This is a genomic window from Geobacter grbiciae (genome assembly GCF_018531165.1).
GTDB classification, from domain to species: Bacteria; Desulfobacterota; Desulfuromonadia; order Geobacterales; family Geobacteraceae; genus Geobacter; species Geobacter metallireducens.
In genome coordinates this window covers 244,162-261,494 of the sequence record NZ_JAHDIW010000002.1, presented here as the reverse complement: position 1 = coordinate 261,494, position 17,333 = coordinate 244,162, and the positions used below count along the sequence as shown (strand labels likewise).

At 59.1% G+C, this 17,333-nt stretch carries 14 protein-coding genes and 1 tRNA gene; all 15 read left to right on the top strand.

Annotated features, from left to right (window positions below; translation table 11 throughout):
* The 15 genes from recB to KJB29_RS04565 all read left to right on the top strand — a co-directional run bounded on the left by recB (position 1) and on the right by KJB29_RS04565 (position 17,290).
* Positions 1-3,603, top strand: coding sequence for an exodeoxyribonuclease V subunit beta (gene recB, locus KJB29_RS04635; RefSeq protein WP_215733585.1), 3,603 nt, complete (start codon positions 1-3; stop codon positions 3,601-3,603).
* Positions 3,593-5,371 (top strand): exodeoxyribonuclease V subunit alpha, encoded by a 1,779-nt coding sequence (recD, locus tag KJB29_RS04630; protein ID WP_215733584.1) that lies wholly within the window; start codon positions 3,593-3,595, stop codon positions 5,369-5,371. Before recB ends, recD begins: the two co-directional genes overlap by 11 nt.
* Before the next feature lie 72 nt (positions 5,372-5,443).
* Positions 5,444-5,520, top strand: a tRNA-Met gene (locus KJB29_RS04625).
* A 55-nt stretch (positions 5,521-5,575) separates the two neighbouring features.
* Positions 5,576-7,006: a tRNA lysidine(34) synthetase TilS gene (gene tilS, locus KJB29_RS04620; RefSeq protein ID WP_246560371.1), complete on the top strand. Its 1,431-nt coding sequence runs from the start codon at positions 5,576-5,578 to the stop codon at positions 7,004-7,006.
* 101 nt (positions 7,007-7,107) lie between these two features.
* A complete protein-coding gene (ftsH, locus tag KJB29_RS04615) occupies positions 7,108-8,934 on the top strand; it encodes an ATP-dependent zinc metalloprotease FtsH (RefSeq protein ID WP_215733582.1) in 1,827 nt (608 codons plus the stop codon).
* Positions 8,934-9,806, top strand: a complete 873-nt coding sequence (gene folP / locus KJB29_RS04610; protein WP_215733581.1) for a dihydropteroate synthase — start codon at positions 8,934-8,936, stop codon at positions 9,804-9,806. The genes ftsH and folP overlap by 1 nt, the downstream gene beginning before the upstream one ends.
* A gap of 62 nt (positions 9,807-9,868) precedes the next feature.
* Positions 9,869-10,636 carry a diadenylate cyclase CdaA gene (cdaA, locus tag KJB29_RS04605; RefSeq protein WP_215733580.1) on the top strand — a complete coding sequence of 256 codons (768 nt, stop codon included), beginning with the start codon at positions 9,869-9,871 and terminating at the stop codon, positions 10,634-10,636.
* Positions 10,621-11,028 (top strand): CdaR family protein, encoded by a 408-nt coding sequence (locus KJB29_RS04600; protein ID WP_246560356.1) that lies wholly within the window; start codon positions 10,621-10,623, stop codon positions 11,026-11,028. The genes cdaA and KJB29_RS04600 overlap by 16 nt, the downstream gene beginning before the upstream one ends.
* Before the next feature lie 23 nt (positions 11,029-11,051).
* Positions 11,052-12,407, top strand: coding sequence for a phosphoglucosamine mutase (gene glmM / locus KJB29_RS04595; protein ID WP_215733579.1), 1,356 nt, complete (start codon positions 11,052-11,054; stop codon positions 12,405-12,407).
* Entirely contained in the window at positions 12,408-13,127 is a 720-nt protein-coding gene (locus tag KJB29_RS04590; protein ID WP_004511959.1) for a pyridoxine 5'-phosphate synthase, read from the top strand.
* Between the two features lie 7 nt (positions 13,128-13,134).
* A complete protein-coding gene (locus KJB29_RS04585) occupies positions 13,135-13,515 on the top strand; it encodes a holo-[acyl-carrier-protein] synthase (protein WP_215733578.1) in 381 nt (126 codons plus the stop codon).
* Positions 13,512-15,056: an NAD(P)H-hydrate dehydratase gene (locus KJB29_RS04580; protein WP_215733577.1), complete on the top strand. Its 1,545-nt coding sequence runs from the start codon at positions 13,512-13,514 to the stop codon at positions 15,054-15,056. Before KJB29_RS04585 ends, KJB29_RS04580 begins: the two co-directional genes overlap by 4 nt.
* A gap of 20 nt (positions 15,057-15,076) precedes the next feature.
* Positions 15,077-15,526 (top strand): CBS domain-containing protein, encoded by a 450-nt coding sequence (locus tag KJB29_RS04575; RefSeq protein ID WP_004511962.1) that lies wholly within the window; start codon positions 15,077-15,079, stop codon positions 15,524-15,526.
* Between the two features lie 6 nt (positions 15,527-15,532).
* Complete coding sequence (gene tsaE / locus KJB29_RS04570; RefSeq protein ID WP_215733576.1) at positions 15,533-16,015, top strand: tRNA (adenosine(37)-N6)-threonylcarbamoyltransferase complex ATPase subunit type 1 TsaE; 483 nt, start codon at positions 15,533-15,535, stop codon at positions 16,013-16,015.
* A 57-nt stretch (positions 16,016-16,072) separates the two neighbouring features.
* Positions 16,073-17,290: an aspartate kinase gene (locus KJB29_RS04565; RefSeq protein ID WP_004511964.1), complete on the top strand. Its 1,218-nt coding sequence runs from the start codon at positions 16,073-16,075 to the stop codon at positions 17,288-17,290.
* Positions 17,291-17,333 lie beyond the last annotated feature (43 nt).

Genomic DNA, 17,333 nt, shown 5'->3' with positions numbered 1-17,333 from the left:
ATGGAAACCTATAACAACCTCACCATCGACCTATCGGGTCGCAACCTCATCGAGGCCAGCGCCGGCACCGGCAAGACCTACGCCATCGCCTGCCTCTACCTGCGGCTCGTGGCGGAGCAGGGGCTTAAGCCCGACGAGATCCTCGTGGTCACCTTCACGGAGGCGGCCACCAAGGAGCTTCGCTCCCGGATTCGGGAGCGGTTGCGGGAGGCTCGCGACGTTTTTGCCGGTGCCGGAACGACGGACGACTTCCTGCTGAAGATGGGCGACGCCGGCCGTAAGGAGTGGCCGGGAACCGACGAGGCCCTCCGGCGCCTCGACCTGGCGCTGCGGACCTTCGACTGCGCCGCCATCTCCACCATCCACGGCTTCTGCTCCCGGGCTCTGCAGGAAAACGCCTTCGAGAGCGGCTCCCTCTACGACACGGAGCTTCTGGCCGACCAGAATCCCCTCATCCAGGAGATCGTGGACGACTTCTGGCGCCAAACCTTCTTCGGGGCCGAGGCGCCGCTCCTTCCCCACGCCCTGCGGCTCAAGTGGTCCCCCGAAGGGCTTGCCCGCTTCCTCCGGGGGAAGCTCGGCAACCCTGAACTGCTGGTGGTTCCCCTCTACGACGACGATGAGGTGGCGACCCTTGTCAGTGAGTGCGAGGCCCTCCACGGCGAGCTGACCCGCCTGTGGGAGGCGAAACGGGGGGAGATTGAGGAGATCATCACTACCCACAAGGGGCTGAGCCGATCCAAGGACAACTATCGACTCGACCTAGTCCCCGGCCTCCTGGAGGGGATGACGGACTACACTGCCTCAGACAATCCGTGGGATCTCTGCCCGGGGTTCGAGAAGTTCACCACCGCCTTTATTCAGGACCAGGCCCTGAAAAAGAACGAGCCGCCGGAACACCCTTTTTTCGACCTCTGCGACCGGCTGTTCCTAATCGTGGAGAAGCGATTCCTGGCCCTCAAGGGGAGCCTCTTTACCTTTGCCCGGGAGCGGCTCTCCCTCCTCAAGGCGGAGCGGGCCGTCCGCTCCTACGACGATCTCCTGACGGACCTCTACCGGGCGCTCCAGGGGCCAACCGGGGCTGATCTGGCCGAGCGGCTCGCAAGCCGCTACCGGGCGGCCCTCATCGACGAGTTCCAGGATACCGACCCGGTCCAGTACCGGATTTTCAGGGAGATCTACCGGGATACGGCCACACCCCTCTTTCTCATCGGTGATCCTAAGCAGGCCATCTACAGCTTCCGGGGGGCCGATATCTTCGCCTACCTGGAGGCCCGGAACGACGTCCCCGCGGAGAACCGCTTCACCATGGGGGAAAACTGGCGCTCCACCCCATCCATAGTGGAGGGGATCAATGCCCTGTTCCGGCAGAAGCGGGACATTCCCTTTGTGGTGGAGGCCATCGGCTACCCGGAGGTGACGGCGGCCAAGCGGGAGGAGCCACTCCTCCTCGACGGCCGCGACCCGGCCCCCCTCCAGCTCTGGTTCATGGCACGGACTCCGGAGGACGGCGCCGGCATTTCCATGGGGCCGGCCAGGGAACGAATCGTGACGGCGGTTGGGGCTGAGATTGCCGGGCTTCTCGCCGACGGCCGGCAGGGGCGGGCCACCATCGACGTCAGGGGGGTGGTGCCCGAGGACATTGCCGTCATCGTCCGGAGCCACAAGGAAGCGGCCCTTGTCCAGGAAGGGCTGCGGGGCCTCGGCATCCCGTCGGTGGTACAGAGTGCCATGAGCCTCTTTGCCACGGAAGAGGCCCGGGAAATCTGCCGGATATTGGAAGCCGTCGCCGAACCATCCAGCGAAACCAGGGTGCGGGCCGCCCTCGCCACGAATGTCCTTGGCATATCGGGCAACGATATCGCCCGCCTCCTGGAGGACGAGCGGGGCTGGGAGGAGCGCCTCGAAGCGTTCCGGGAGTACCACGATCTCTGGCAGGGACGTGGATTCATGACCATGTTCCGGACCCTTCTGGCCCGGGAGGGGGTGCGGGAGCGGCTTCTCCCATTTGTGGACGGGGAGCGGCGTCTTACCAACGTCCTCCACTGCGGTGAGGTTATCCATGGAGCCGCCATGGAGGGGAGTCTCGGTGTGGCCCCCCTGTGCGCCTGGTTCGGCGAGCGGGCAAATTCGCCCCCTCCCGAAGAGGAGTACCAGATCAGGCTCGAATCGGACGAAAAGGCGGTCCGGATCGTTACCGTCCACGTTAGCAAGGGGCTCGAATACCCCATCGTCTTTTGCCCCTTCACCTGGGGGGGCGTCCGGGATGACGACGACACGGCCGTCTGCCATGACGGCTACCGGATGGTGGCCGATTTCGGTTCCGACGCCTATGCATCCCGCCGCCTGAAGGCGCGCAACGAGGCCCTGGCCGAAAACGTCCGGCTTCTCTACGTGGCCCTCACCCGGGCCAGGCACCGCTGCTACCTGGTCTGGGGCAAGTTCCGCTACGCCGATACCTCGGCCCTGGCCTATCTCCTCCACCATCCCGCCGACAGCCGCGAATGCGACATTAAGGCGGCACTTGGCGAGGTGATGAAGGGCATCTCCGACGAAGCGCTCCTGAAGCGTCTTGATGGCCTGAAAGAGGAGGGGGGAGGGGCCATTGCCGTTACCGTTGACCCTGCGCCCGTAGCCGCAAGTTTTCGGTCCGGGCCGGAGGGAGCGGCAACTCCAGTTTGTCCCCCCTTCGGCAGAAAGATCGAGAGCGACTGGCGGGTTGCGAGCTTCACCTCCTTTGCGGCCCGCCACCGCCCCGAGGAGGAACTGCCCGACCGGGACCAGCCCGACGTTGCCGCTGCCGAGTCCGAAGCGGTTGCCGAGGAGGTTTTGCCGGCAGAGGGGACTATCTTCGCCTTCCCCAGGGGATCTCAGGCAGGGATCGTCCTCCATGCCGTTTTCGAGAACCTTGATTTTGCCGATGCCGAAGACGCAAAGGTGAGAAGCGTCGTGGCCCAGGAACTGGCGCGCCACGGTTTCGGCGAAGAGTGGCGCGGGGCGGTGTGTGCCATGGTTCGCAACGTCCTGGATGCCCCCTTGGACAAAGGGGAAAGTGCTTTCCGATTGGCCGACCTGGCGCCAAAGAGTTGGCGCTCGGAGATGGAATTCTTCTTCCCCCTCCGGTTCGTGGGATCAGAACAGGTGGCTGCGGTGCTGCGCAGGTGGGGTGCACTTCCCGATGGTGCCACCCTTGCGGAAGTGGCCGCCCGGCTTGATTTTGCTCCAGTGCAGGGGATGGTGCGCGGCTTCATGGATATGGTCTTTGAGCACCGGGGAAAATATTACCTGATCGACTGGAAATCGAACCATCTTGGCAACCGGGTTGACGATTATGGCCGCGAGAACCTGGGCCTGGAGATGGAGCGTAAGCTCTATCCGCTCCAGTACCTCCTCTACACGGTGGCCCTAAATCTCCACCTGACGCAGCGGGTCCCCGGATACCGGTATGAGACCAACTTCGGCGGTGCTCTGTATGTCTTTCTCAGGGGGGTGGAGCCCGGGCGTCCCGGCTGCGGCATCTACCACGATATCCCCCCGAAGGGGCTGATAGACGAGCTTACCTCGTGCCTGGTGGCACTGAAGGAGCACCATGATGGCGCCTGAAACCAGCGACTACCGCGACATAGATTTCCGCTTCGCCGATTTTCTCTGCCGCCTTGCCGGGAACGGGAGCGATGAGTTGCGGCGGGCGGCCCTCCGGGTGAGCAATGCAGTTGGCCAGGGACACATCTGTGTCGATCTCACCGCTGAAGCGGAAGGGGAAGAGGAGGGCGGCTGCTGCACCGAACTCCTGCGCTCATCCGGCGTGGTGGGAAGCCCCGGTGAGTTTGCCCCGCTGATCCTTGACGATACCCGGCTCTACCTCTATCGATACTGGAAGTATGAAAGCGAACTTGCTGAAAAAATAAGAGAGAACGCTGGGCGTACCTATCCGGTGGATTGCCGTTTGCTGGGAGCGGGGCTGGTACGGCTCTTCGGCCCTCCCACCGATGGGGAGACCGACTGGCAGCGGATAGCGGCGGCAGCGGCACTGCGCAGCGGCTTCACGGTCATCTCCGGCGGGCCGGGAACCGGAAAGACCTCAACCGTCGTCAAGATCATCGCCCTGCTCCTGGAGCAATCCGGCGGCGACGAGCTGGGCATCGCCCTAACGGCGCCCACGGGAAAGGCTGCCGCGCGTCTCAAGGATGCGATCCGCGGGGCCAGGGAAGGGCTTGCCGGCTTGACCCCGGTGCAGGACCGGATTCCTGATGATGTGACGACCATCCACCGGCTCCTGGGGGTGATTCCGGGGGCAAACCGTTTCCGGTACAACCGGGGGAACCCGCTCCCCCACGACGTGGTGGTGGTAGATGAGGCCTCCATGGTGGCACTCCCCCTCATGGCCCGCCTTGTGGAGGCCATGGCGCCCAAAGCCCGCCTAATCCTCCTGGGGGACCGGGACCAGCTCGCCTCGGTGGAGGCCGGCGCCGTCCTCGGCGACATCTGCGTCACTGGCGATACTCCTCTGTATTCGCCGGAGTTCCGTCGCTATGTTGAAGAGGCCACGGGGGAGCGTCTGGAACATGGCTTAGGAGATAAACCACTCTTGCCCCTTGCCGATTCTCTCGTCATCCTCCGCAAGAACTACCGCTTCGGCGCCGACAGCGGCATCGGAGCCCTCAGTCGCGCCATCAACGACGGGGAGGGGGACAGTGCTCTGGCGCTCCTTCGCGAAGGGGGCACCTCCGGCGTTGCCTGGCGCGAAACCCCGTCCGTCGAAGCACTGGAGCAGGCCCTTGCCCCCGAGGTCATTTCGGGATATGGCGATTACCTATCCCATGACGATCCTGCAACGGTTCTGGCCGACTTCGACCGGTTCCGGGTGCTTTGCGCCGTGCGGGAGGGTCGGTATGGCGTTGCCGGCCTCAATAGTGCCATCGAGCGGATACTTGCCGGCAGGGGGATCATCTCTCCGAACCGGCGTTGGTACCGGGGACGGCCGGTTATGGTAACCGTCAACGATTACGCCTTAAGGCTTTTCAACGGCGACGTCGGGATTACACTTCCCGACCCGGATAATCCCGATACCCTCGTCGTTTTCTTTCCATCCGCAACCGAAGGGGTCCGGAAGGTGTCGCCTCTGCGCTTGCCGCCCCACGAAACGGTCTTTGCCATGACAGTTCACAAGAGCCAGGGGAGCGAGTTCGACAGGATACTTATGGTGATTCCCCCCGTTGAGAACCCGGTGCTGACCCGGGAACTACTCTACACCGGCATCACCCGCGCCCGCGCGGCGGCTGGACTCTGGTGCGGAGAAGCGGTGTTCAATACCGCCGTGACCCGCCGGGTCGAGCGCAGGTCGGGTTTGCGGAAGGCTCTGACCAAGTAAGGGGCCGGGATATTGCGAGAGTTTTTTCTTGACACCAAATAAAAGATGGGGTATTTGTCACGTCTCTTTTGCGGCGGTGTAGCTCAGCTGGTTAGAGCATACGGCTCATATCCGTAGTGTCCGGGGTTCAAGTCCCTGCACCGCCACCATAACTAGACTGACCCCTCTTGGACTAAGAGGGGTTTTTTAGTTTATCCCCTTTGCATGAGAGCTTCCAGGAGTGAGCCGGTGAGATCGGTCCACGCAAAAGTCCTTGCCTTTTCCACTGAGTATTCCCTTTTCACTCCCGGTGATACGGTTGTTGTTGCCGTTTCCGGCGGTGCCGACTCTGTTGCCCTTCTCGATATCCTCATCTCATTGTCAGACCTCCGTTTGAACCTTGTCGTCGCCCACTTGAACCATTCTCTGCGTGGCGCCGAGTCTGACGGAGACGAGCGCTTTGTCGCCGACCTCGCCGCCTCCCGCGGCCTTCCTTTCGCAGGTGAAAAAGCTGACGTGCGGGCCTTGAGTATCCGGGAGCGCCTCTCCCTGGAGGATGCTGGTCGCCGTGCCCGTTATGAATTCTTCGACCAGGTAGCGACGCAGTACGGCGCCCGCTCCGTGGCCCTTGCCCACCATGCCGACGACCAGGCCGAGACCCTGCTGCTGAGGCTTCTTCGAGGGGCCGGCGTCACGGGGCTTTCTGCCATGGCCCCCCGCAGGGACGGGCGGTTCGTGCGTCCGCTCCTCACGCTCTCACGGTCCGAGATTGAAGGGTACCTCCATGGCCGGGGGCTTCGCTTCCGTATCGACTCATCCAACGCTGACACGGCCTTTCTCCGTAATCGCATCCGTCACGAGCTCATCCCCCATCTCGTTCGTTTTAATCCTGAGATTTCCCGACGCCTCGCGGTGACTGCCGATCTTCTTGCCGCAGATGAGGAGGTGCTTGAAACCGTTGCTGACGAGGCTCTGAAGCGGACTGTACGGGAGCACGCCGGTGAAGGCGTGATTCTTGACGTGGCCGGGTTGCTCCGTGAGCCGCGGGGAGTGCGCTACCGTATCTACCGCCGGGCCGTTGCCCTCGCAATGGGAACGTTACGGGGGCTTAGCTACAAACACGTACTGCAGATAGATGGTCTTGTCCGATCACCAAAACCGAACCTCCACATCCCTGTACTCGGAGGGGCAGCGGTTGTTCGTGCTTACGGACTAGTGACATTCAAGGCGGCGGGAGTTTCTGGTACTGAGTGGGAAGATGAAATCATCATCGAGGGGCCGGGATGTTACCCGCTGCCTGATGGTGGAGAGATGGTGATTGATGTCGTTTCGCTCCCTGCGGATTTGGGAACGCTCCCTTCGGAGCGGGCATGCTTTGACCTTGATTGTGCGCCGTTTCCGTGGGTGGTGAGAGGGTTTCGCCCCGGCGACCGGATCAACCCCCTCGGAATGACGGGGACCAAGAAGGTCAAGGATATTTTCATCGACGAGAAAGTCCCGCGGGAACGCCGGCGGCTCGTTCCCCTGGTTTTCAGTAACAGTGAACTTGTCTGGGTCTGCGGGTACCGTACCGGCCACCATGCCCGTGTCACTGAAAAGACTGTATGCACCGTGCTCGCAGAGGTCCGAACCAGCACGGGAATTGCCCTTAAATGACTTGTCAACGGCCATGGGTTATGATAGCTTTTTTCAATTAGTTAGATACATCGCACATACAATGGCCGAAAGGCCGTAGGACACATCCACGGGGGTTATCCTTGAACCAGTTCTACAAAAACCTGGCGCTCTGGCTTGTGATCAGCTTGATGATGATTCTTCTCTTTAACCTGTTCAATAAACCGCGCACCACCTCTGAGCGGTTGAGCTACAGCGACTTCATCACCGCCGTCGACGCGGGCAAGGTGAATGCGGTAACCATTCAGGGAAATGAAATTATCGGCAAGTTTGCCGACGGCAAGGAGTTCAGAAGCTACAAGCCCTTGGACGCCACGCTTTCGGACAAGCTTCTGGAGAAGAAGATCAGCATTTCAGCCAAGCCGGAGGAAGAGAAGGTTTCCTGGTTCTCCATTTTCATCTCCTGGTTCCCACTTCTCTTTCTGGTAGGTGTCTGGATATTCTTCATGCGTCAGATGCAGGGGGGTGGCGGCAAGGCCATGGCCTTCGGCAAGAGCCGGGCGAAGCTCCTTACCGAGGCCCAGGGACGCATCACCTTCGAGGACGTGGCAGGCGTCGACGAGGCCAAGGAAGAACTGGAGGAGATTATCCAGTTCCTGAAAGATCCGAAGAAGTTCACCAAGCTCGGCGGTCGTATCCCCAAAGGTGTGCTCCTGGTCGGTCCTCCGGGAACCGGCAAGACGCTTTTGGCCCGGGCCGTGGCCGGCGAGGCCGGCGTTCCCTTCTTCTCCATCTCCGGTTCCGACTTTGTCGAGATGTTCGTGGGGGTCGGTGCATCCCGGGTCCGTGACCTCTTCGTCCAGGGGAAGAAGAATGCCCCGTGCATCATCTTCATCGACGAGATCGACGCCGTTGGTCGCCACCGCGGGGCAGGACTCGGCGGCGGACATGATGAGCGCGAACAGACCCTTAACCAGCTTCTGGTTGAAATGGACGGTTTCGAGTCCAACGAGGGGGTCATTCTGATCGCCGCAACCAACCGTCCCGACGTTCTCGACCCGGCTCTCCTTCGTCCCGGCCGCTTCGACCGCCAGGTTGTTGTTCCTCAGCCCGACGTGAAAGGGCGGGAGATGATTCTCAAGGTTCATACCAAAAAGACCCCCTTGGGGCCCAACGTCAATCTCGATGTCATTGCCCGCGGAACCCCCGGTTTTTCGGGCGCCGATCTGGCCAACGTGGTGAACGAGGCAGCGCTTCTTGCTGCGCGCAAGGACAAGAGTGTTGTGGATATGCAGGATTTCGACGATGCCAAGGACAAGGTCCTCATGGGGGTCGAGCGCCGGAGCATGGTCATCTCCGAGGACGAAAAGAAGAACACCGCCTACCACGAGGCGGGCCATACCCTGGTGGCAAAGCTCATCCCCGGTTCCGATCCGGTTCACAAGGTTTCCATCATCCCCCGCGGCCGGGCCTTGGGAATCACCATGCAGCTCCCCAGCGAGGACAAGCACAGCTACTCGAAGGAAGCACTCCTCAATCGCATCGCCGTTCTCATGGGGGGGCGTGCCGCAGAGGACATCATCTTCGGAAGCCTCACCACCGGTGCGGGCAACGATATCGAGCGGGCCACGGATCTTGCCCGCAAGATGGTCTGCGAATGGGGCATGAGCGACAAGATGGGCCCCGTGTCCTTCGGCAAGAAGGAGGAGTCGATCTTCCTGGGCCGCGACATGTCCATGCACAAGAACTACAGCGAGGCCACAGCCGTGGAGATCGACGGCGAGATCCGCAAGATCGTCGAAGATAGTTACAGCCGCGTAGCCACGCTTCTCAGGGACAACATCGATATTCTCCACAAGCTTTCCCTGGAGCTTATCGAGAAGGAAAACCTGACTGGCGACGAAGTGGAGCAGATCGTCAGGTCCGTCAGGGGAACGGTTCCGGCTTCCGAGGAGATTCCCGCTTCCTGATGGGAAAAGCCGATGAAATAGTGGTTCCGTCTTTCTGGAGGTTAGCGAAGCGGTCCCTTGACCTCTCCCGGCGTCCCTGCATCATGGGGATCCTGAACGTAACCCCTGACTCCTTTTCCGACGGCAGCCGCTACCTTGATCTTGACCGTGCCGAAGAGCGCGCTCACCAGATGGTTGAACAGGGGGCGGACATCGTCGATATCGGGGGGGAGAGCACCCGCCCCAATATTGCACCGGTGGATGCCGATGAGGAACTTCGGCGGGTCATTCCTCTGGTCGAACGGCTTGCAGGACGCATTCCGGTGCCGATTTCTGTGGATACCTACAAGGCGGTTGTGGCTCGTGAGGCGCTCCGCGTCGGCGCCGAAATCGTGAACGACATAAGCGGCCTTACCTTTGACCCGGCCATGGCTGCCACAGTGGCGGAAGCCGATGCCGGGCTGGTGGTGATGCATACCCGCGGCAGACCCGACACCATGCAGAGGGATACCGCCTATGGCAACCTGATCGCCGAGGTGATTGATTTCCTTCGTCAGTCCGTGTTGATTGCGGAAGCCGCAGGAGTTTCCAAGGAACGGATTGTTGTTGATCCGGGAATTGGCTTCGCCAAGAGCGTTCAGGGCAACCTCGAGGTACTGAGGCAACTTCGGGATGTTGCCAGTCTCCAACTCCCCATACTTGTGGGAACCTCTCGCAAGTCGTTTATCGGTACCATTCTCGGCCGCAATGTGGATGAACGCCTGTTCGGCACAGCGGCAACGGTGGCCCTTGCAGTCGCCAACGGTGCCTCCATCATTCGGGTCCACGAAGTACGTGAGATGCGCGACGTGGCGGATATGGCCCATGCCGTGCTTCACCCCCACGCGTATTGATTCACTGAACGAGCTTTCCGTGTTTGTAACGCCGCCGAACTTCCAGCGGCCTGGTGCCTACGATGCCCGATTCCCTTCAGCTTTTCGGGTGGCGAGATCTGGTAGACATCACGCTCGTCACCTTCATTATCTACCGGGTTATCCTTCTCCTGAAGGGGAAGGTAGCCGCACGCCTTCTTCTCATACTTGCCATTCTCGGCACACTTTACTTTCTTACCAGTCTTGTCGGCCTTGACACACTTCACTGGATTTTGAGGTCTCTGTTCGGCTCCTTCATCATCATACTCGTCATTGTGTTCCAGCATGACCTGCGTCGTGCGCTGGTCAGCCTGGGAAGGAGTGGCAAGGAAGGGGATTATGAGGTTGAAGAGGCCTCTGAGGCCATCGACGGCCTTACAACGGCGCTGGCTGATCTTTCAGCCCGCCGGCATGGTGCTCTTATCGTGATCGAACGTGAGATGGGAGTCTCGGCCCACCTCCAGACCGGAACCGAGATCGATGCAAAGATAACGAGCGAGATTCTAACCTCAATTTTTCTCCCCTATTCGCCCATCCATGACGGTGCTGTCGTTATCCAGCGTGGTAAACTGACAAAGGCCGGCTGTTTTCTCCCCCTCTCCCAGAACCCAGCCATCAGCAAGAGCCTTGGCACCCGACACCGAGCAGCCTTGGGGCTTACTGAAGTGGTTGATGCCGTGGCCCTCGTGGTTTCCGAGGAGACAGGCCAAATGTCTGTGGTTATTGGCGGCAAACTTATGCCCATGCCCGATGGGGGTAGTCTCCGTAAAGCTCTCAAGCGGCTCATCGAGCCCCAATGGCTGTCGTCATGAACTGGAGCAACTTCTCAATTAACTGGGATCTCAAGCTTCTTTCCCTCATTCTGGCCGTGATCGTGTGGGGTGGCGTATCCGGAGGACGCACCGCCGAACTGGAACTTACGGTGCCCCTGGAACTGCGCAACCTACCTCCCGGCCTTTCTGTGGCTAGCGCCGTTCCCACGGAGGCCTCAGTAACCGTTGCCGGGCCGAAAATTCTTTTATTGAAGCTCCGTAGTGAAAGGATTATCATTCCGCTCGACGCACGGGGGGTGGGCGAGGGAACCACGCTGTTCACGGGTCTTGAACGCAGGCTCGGTCTCCCTCGGGAAGCAACAATCACCCGTCTTTTTCCTGCAACGGTTGAATTAAGGCTGATCCGTTCCAAAACAGTCCAGAAACCGTAATTTCGCTATCCAGGAGTTGTTATATGAAGAAGCTTTTCGGTACTGATGGCGTTCGCGGCGTGGCGAACGTTTATCCCATGACGACGGAAATGGCCATGCAGATCGGCCGTGCCGCAGCCTATCTGTTCAAGAACGGCAACCGGCGGCACCGGATCGTCATTGGCAAGGATACCCGTCTTTCCGGTTACATGCTGGAGAACGCCCTGGTGGCCGGTATCTGTTCCATGGGAGTAGACGTGCTCGTGGTAGGGCCACTGCCAACCCCGGGCATTGCCAATATCACCTCGTCTATGCGGGCTGACGCGGGAGTGGTCATCTCGGCATCCCACAACGCTTTTCAGGATAACGGCATCAAGTTCTTCTCCCGGGATGGTTTCAAGCTCCCCGATGAGATGGAACTCAAGATCGAGGAGTTGATCTTCTCCAAGAAGATCGATTCCCTGCGCCCCATTGCCACCGAGGTGGGGAAGGCCTACCGGATCGACGATGCGGTGGGGCGCTATGTGGTTTTTCTCAAGAATACCTTCCCCAAGGAGCTCGATCTCACAGGGATGAAGATCGTCCTCGACTGCGCCAACGGGGCCGCCTACAAGGTGGCGCCGGCAGTCCTGGAGGAGCTTGGGGCGGAGGTCATTCCCTACGGCATCAAGCCCAACGGCACTAACATCAATGCCGGCTTCGGATCGCTTCACCCCGAGGTGATCAGCGAAGCAGTCAAGGAGCACCGGGCCGATCTGGGCATAGCCCTTGACGGCGACGCCGACCGGGTCATTTTTGTGGACGAGTTCGGCAACGAGGTGGACGGCGACCACATCATGGCCATCTGCGCCACAGATATGCTCAAGCACAAGAAGCTCCGCAAGAATACCCTCGTGGCAACGGTTATGAGCAATATGGGGCTCGACATAGCCGTGAAAAAGGCGGGGGGTAAGGTGATCAAGACGGCAGTCGGGGACCGCTACGTGGTGGAGGAGATGCTGAAGGGAGGCTACAATCTCGGCGGCGAGCAATCAGGGCACATGATCTTCCTTGATCACAACACCACGGGGGACGGAATGCTCTCCGCCCTCCAAGTCCTCGCCATCATGCGTCGAAGCGGCAAGACTCTCTCCGAGCTGTCCGAGGTGATGATTCCGCTTCCCCAGGTCCTCGTCAATGTGCGGGTTGCCGAGAAAAAGGATATCATGACGATCCCCGAGGTGGCGGCACTCATCAGGGGGGTAGAAGATAAACTGAAGGACGAGGGGCGCATCCTCATCCGCTATTCCGGCACTGAGCCACTGTTGCGGATCATGCTGGAAGGTCAGGACAAATACCAGATTACCGGGTGGGCCAAGGAGATTGCCGACCTGGTTGAGAAGAAGATCGGAGGGAAGTAGGTGGCAAAGCTTGGCGTAAATATTGACCACGTGGCAACAATCAGGCAGGCGAGGGGAGGAGTGGAACCCGATCCCGTGGCTGCCGCGGCTCTGGCGGAGTTGGCCGGAGCCGACGGGATTACCATTCACCTGCGGGAAGACCGCCGTCATATCCAGGACCGGGACCTGAAACTCCTTCGCCAAACCGTGAAGACCAAGCTCAATCTGGAGATGGCGGCAACGGCAGAGATGGTTGCCATAGCCCTCTCCGTAAAGCCCGACATGTGCACCCTCGTTCCCGAAAAGCGTCAGGAGCTCACTACCGAAGGTGGACTGGATGTGCGAATTGCCATGCAGGGGATTGCTGAAGCGGTGGAAAGGCTCCAGAATGGGGGCATCGCGGTGAGCCTCTTTGTTGATCCCGACCCCGACCAGGTGAAGGCTTCCAGCAAGGTTGGATCCGACTACATCGAGATACACACCGGGGCCTTTGCCGACGCAAAGGATTGGAAGTCCGAGCAGGACGAGTTGGAGCGGATTGGGAACGCCATTAAACTTGGCGCCAAGCTCGGTCTCGGTATCAATGCCGGTCATGGCCTTAATTACACCAACATCAGGAAGGTGGCGGCCCTGGGGGGCATCGAGGAGTATAACATCGGCCATTCCATCATCTCCCGGGCGGTCCTTGTGGGACTCGACCGGGCAGTGCGCGACATGGTGGATCTCATTAAGTACGCCTGAGGTATCCGTGATTTTTGGCACCGGCGTTGATATCGTCGACATAACCCGCTTCGAGCGTTTTCTGGAAGAGAGGAATACGCGTCTGTTCGAGCGCCTGTTCACCATTCATGAGCAGGAATACTGTGCGGGAAAGGCCCACAGTGCCCAGCACTATGCCCTTCGTTTCGCAGCCAAGGAGGCCTTTCTCAAGGCGTGCGGCCTCGGGCTTCGCGAAGGATTGACCTGGCATGACGTGGAGGTTGTCAACGACTCCCTCGGCAAGCCGGACCTGCGACTTTACGGCAAGGCACAACAGCTATTCGCTGAGATGAATCTCTCGAAGACATTTGTATCCCTTTCCCATGACGGGAATTTTGCCGTCGCCATGGTGGTTCTGGAGCGGGTATGAAGGTTGTTACCGGCGAAACCATGCAGCGGATGGACCGTCGCTCCATCGAGGAATTCGGCATACCGGGCATTGACCTCATGGAAAATGCCGGCCAGGGGTGCGCTGCGGCCATTATTGAACGATTCGGACCGGCTGCGGGACGGATGGTGCTCGTTGTTGCCGGCAAGGGGAACAACGGTGGCGACGGATATGTAATTGCCAGGCTTCTGCAGCAGGAAGGGTGGGAAGTTCAGACCGTCGTCATTGCCCTGCGCGAAGAGATTGCCGGTGATGCCAAGGTTAACCTGGATCGCCTTGATCCGGAGACCGTCATGTTTTCGCCTCCTCCGGCTGGGCTCGCTCCTTTTGCCACCCACCTGGAACGGGCATCGGTGATCGTAGACGCCCTCTTTGGCACGGGTCTCAAGAGTGAGGTTCAGGGTAGCTTTGCCGAGGCGATTAACCTTCTGAACGCTGCGGGAAAACCGGTCGTGGCCGTTGACATTCCCTCGGGAATAGACGCAGGGACCGGCCGGACTCTTGGCGTCGCGGTCAAGGCTGATGCAACCGTTACCTTTGCCCTTGCCAAGCTTGGCCATGTCCTTTATCCCGGTACCGAGTTCTGTGGCGATCTCCGTGTAGTTGATATCGGCATCCCTCTTCAGGTTGCCGCTGATGCCGAAGGGTACGATTTTGTCGACCATGGGACGGCTTGTCGTCTGGTTCGTCCTCGGGATCGTCGCGCCCATAAGGGAAGCTTCGGCCATTGTCTTGTTGTTGCCGGCTCCACCGGCAAGACCGGTGCCGCTGCAATGGCCGCAAACAGTGCGGTTCGTGCCGGCTCGGGTCTGGTGACTTTGGCGGTTCCCGAAAGCCTCAACGCTATTCTGGAAATGAAAACCACCGAGGCCATGACCCTGCCACTTCCCGATGGCGGTGCCGGGCGCCTGATGCAGGATTCTGCGCCGGCACTGCTCGAAGCCATTGGCGGTAAATCAGTCGTCGCGTTGGGGCCAGGCATCTCGTGGCATTTAGACACTGCACGCCTTATCCGCCACCTTGTCACCAAGATCGAGACCCCTCTTGTGATAGATGCCGATGGTCTGAACGCCCTGTCCGAAGACCCCGCCATCTTGCAGCGAAAACGGAGCAACTGCATCGTTCTTACCCCTCATCCGGGCGAAATGGCCCGTCTTACCGGCACCTCCACCGTGATTATCGAGGCAGATCGGATTGCTGCGGCGCGTGAGTTTGCAGAACAGAATGGCGTGTATATGATACTGAAAGGTGCCCGTACGGTCATTGCTGCACCGGATGGACGGGTCGCCATCAACGGGAGCGGTAACCCTGGTATGGCGTCGGGGGGGATGGGTGATGTCCTTACCGGCATCCTGGCATCTCTCTTGGGGCAGGGATACGAACCCTTTGACGCCTGCCGGCTCGGCGTGTTCATTCATGGTCACGCTGCAGATTTGGTGGCAGCCGACAAGGGAGATATCGGCATGTCGGCCGTCGACGTTCAGGAAAGACTCCCCTGGGCGTTCAAAACGTTAACCTTATAATTAAAGGAAAGGATGTTAATATGTTGAAAGTGCGAGATATTATGACGACTGATGTCGTGTCGGTCAAAAGGGAAACCACAATCAGGGAGTTGGCGGAGATATTCACGAAACATCGGGTCGGCAGCGTACCGGTAGTGGATGAGAGCGGCAACCTCATCGGCATCGTCACTGAATCGGACCTTATCGAACAGGATAAAAGCCTTCACATACCTACGGTCATCTCTCTTTTCGACTGGGTTATTTACCTTGAGAGCGAGAAAAAATTCGAAAAGGAACTCCAGAAGATGACCGGCCAGACTGTCGGGGATCTCTATACCGACACTGCGGAGATGGTAACGCCGGATACCCCCGTGAGCGAGGTGGCCGATATCATGAGCAGCAAGAAGCTCCACGCTTTGCCGGTCGTGGAGGGAAAACGGCTCGTTGGCATGGTTTCCCGCATTGACCTCATCAGAACAATGGTGAAGTAGCGCGTTGTGGTTTCAGTTACTTCGCACAGTGTTGAAGAGACCATCCTGCTGGGTGAGTGGCTTGGGCGGCTGCTGGAACCGGGGAGTTTTATCGCCCTCACTGGAGAGTTGGGCGCAGGCAAGACCCAGTTTGTTCGGGGGGTAGCCACCGGTCTGGGCATTGATAGCTCTGTACCCATTACAAGTCCTACGTTTACCCTTCTGAATGAATACCAGGGACGAATCAGACTTTACCATTTCGATCTCTACCGCCTTGGTGGCGTCGATGATGCAGCAGAACTCGGTTTTGACGAGTACTTCCATGGGGATGAAGTCTGCCTCGTCGAGTGGGCCGAACGGCTTGGTTCTGATATCCCTTCGGAACGGCTTGATATTATATTTGATTATTTGAGCGATACCGAGCGGCGTATCGACTTTATTCCCCACGGCTCAAACCATGAGGCATTATTAAAAAAATGTTTTGACCGTCGTTTGGATTCCTGCTATTAAGGGACGACGCGAAGCGGCGTATTCATTAGGACTCGATACGTAAAGGAGGAACGGTAGATGGCTCTGGTGGTCCAAAAATACGGCGGCACCTCAATGGGATCGATTGAACGGATCCGCAATGTTGCCAAGAGGGTCGCCAAGACCTACGACGCGGGCAACGATATGGTGGTCGTCGTTTCGGCCATGTCCGGCGAAACCAACAAGCTCGTGGCCTTGGCCAACGAGGTGTGCGAGTTTCCCGATAACCGCGAGTATGACGTTCTGGTTGCCTCGGGCGAACAGGTATCCATCGCCCTTCTCGCCATGTGTCTCAAATCCATGGGATACAAAGCAAAATCCTACCATGGCTGGCAGGTGCCGATTATTACCGATAGCGTCTTCAGCAAGGCCCGCATTGAAGAGATTCCCGACGCAAAGGTGAGGGCTGACCTCAAGGACGGGACCATCGTTGTCGTGGCCGGTTTCCAAGGGATCGACAAGGACGGCAACGTTACCACGTTGGGGCGCGGCGGTTCCGATACCTCGGCCGTGGCCATGGCTGCCGCCATGAAGGCCGATGTCTGCGAAATTTACACCGACGTTGACGGAGTCTATACCACCGACCCCAACATCTGCGAGGACGCCCGTAAGATCGATAAGATTTCCTACGACGAGATGCTCGAGCTTGCAAGCCTTGGGGCGAAAGTGCTCCAGATTCGTTCAGTCGAATTTGCCAAGAAATACAATGTGGACATACATGTCCGCTCAAGTTTCAATGACAATCAAGGGACTATGGTCACCAAGGAGGATAAGGACATGGAAGCTGTACTCGTTTCGGGTATTGCCTACGACAAGAATGAAGCCAAGATTGCCGTACTGGGCGTGCCGGACAAACCGGGGATTGCCGCCAAGATTTTGTCGTCCCTTTCCGATGCCAATATCTCGGTCGATATGATCGTCCAGAACGTGAGTGGTGGCGATCTTACCGATTTCACCTTTACTGTCACCAAGGCCGACTTCAAAAAGGCACTTGCCATCACCAAGGAAATTGCCACTGAGATCAAGGCAACGGGCGTGTCGGCCGACGAAAGCATTTCCAAGGTTTCCATCGTCGGCGTCGGCATGCGGAGCCATGCCGGTGTCGCCACCAAGATGTTCCAAACCCTTGCCAACGAAGGAATCAATATCCAGATGATTTCCACCTCCGAGATCAAGGTATCTGTCGTTATTGACGCCAAGTACACGGAGCTCGCCGTGAGGGTACTCCACGAGGCATTCGGCCTTTCCGGCAAATAGCTTCAGATTAACTTCAGCGTATTCGTGTATAGCGTCTAGTGTC

What these genes read in the sequence shown, in the direction of transcription:
- recD (WP_215733584.1), top strand. Translation starts at nt 3,593, where the DNA reads ATGGCGCCTGAAACCAGCGACTACCGCGACATAGATTTCCGCTTCGCC.
- glmM (WP_215733579.1), top strand. Translation starts at nt 11,052, where the DNA reads ATGAAGAAGCTTTTCGGTACTGATGGCGTTCGCGGCGTGGCGAACGTT.
- folP (WP_215733581.1), top strand. Translation starts at nt 8,934, where the DNA reads ATGGGAAAAGCCGATGAAATAGTGGTTCCGTCTTTCTGGAGGTTAGCG.
- KJB29_RS04575 (WP_004511962.1), top strand. Translation starts at nt 15,077, where the DNA reads ATGTTGAAAGTGCGAGATATTATGACGACTGATGTCGTGTCGGTCAAA.
- KJB29_RS04580 (WP_215733577.1), top strand. Translation starts at nt 13,512, where the DNA reads ATGAAGGTTGTTACCGGCGAAACCATGCAGCGGATGGACCGTCGCTCC.
- KJB29_RS04600 (WP_246560356.1), top strand. Translation starts at nt 10,621, where the DNA reads ATGGCTGTCGTCATGAACTGGAGCAACTTCTCAATTAACTGGGATCTC.
- cdaA (WP_215733580.1), top strand. Translation starts at nt 9,869, where the DNA reads ATGCCCGATTCCCTTCAGCTTTTCGGGTGGCGAGATCTGGTAGACATC.
- KJB29_RS04565 (WP_004511964.1), top strand. Translation starts at nt 16,073, where the DNA reads ATGGCTCTGGTGGTCCAAAAATACGGCGGCACCTCAATGGGATCGATT.
- recB (WP_215733585.1), top strand. Translation starts at nt 1, where the DNA reads ATGGAAACCTATAACAACCTCACCATCGACCTATCGGGTCGCAACCTC.
- tilS (WP_246560371.1), top strand. Translation starts at nt 5,576, where the DNA reads ATGAGAGCTTCCAGGAGTGAGCCGGTGAGATCGGTCCACGCAAAAGTC.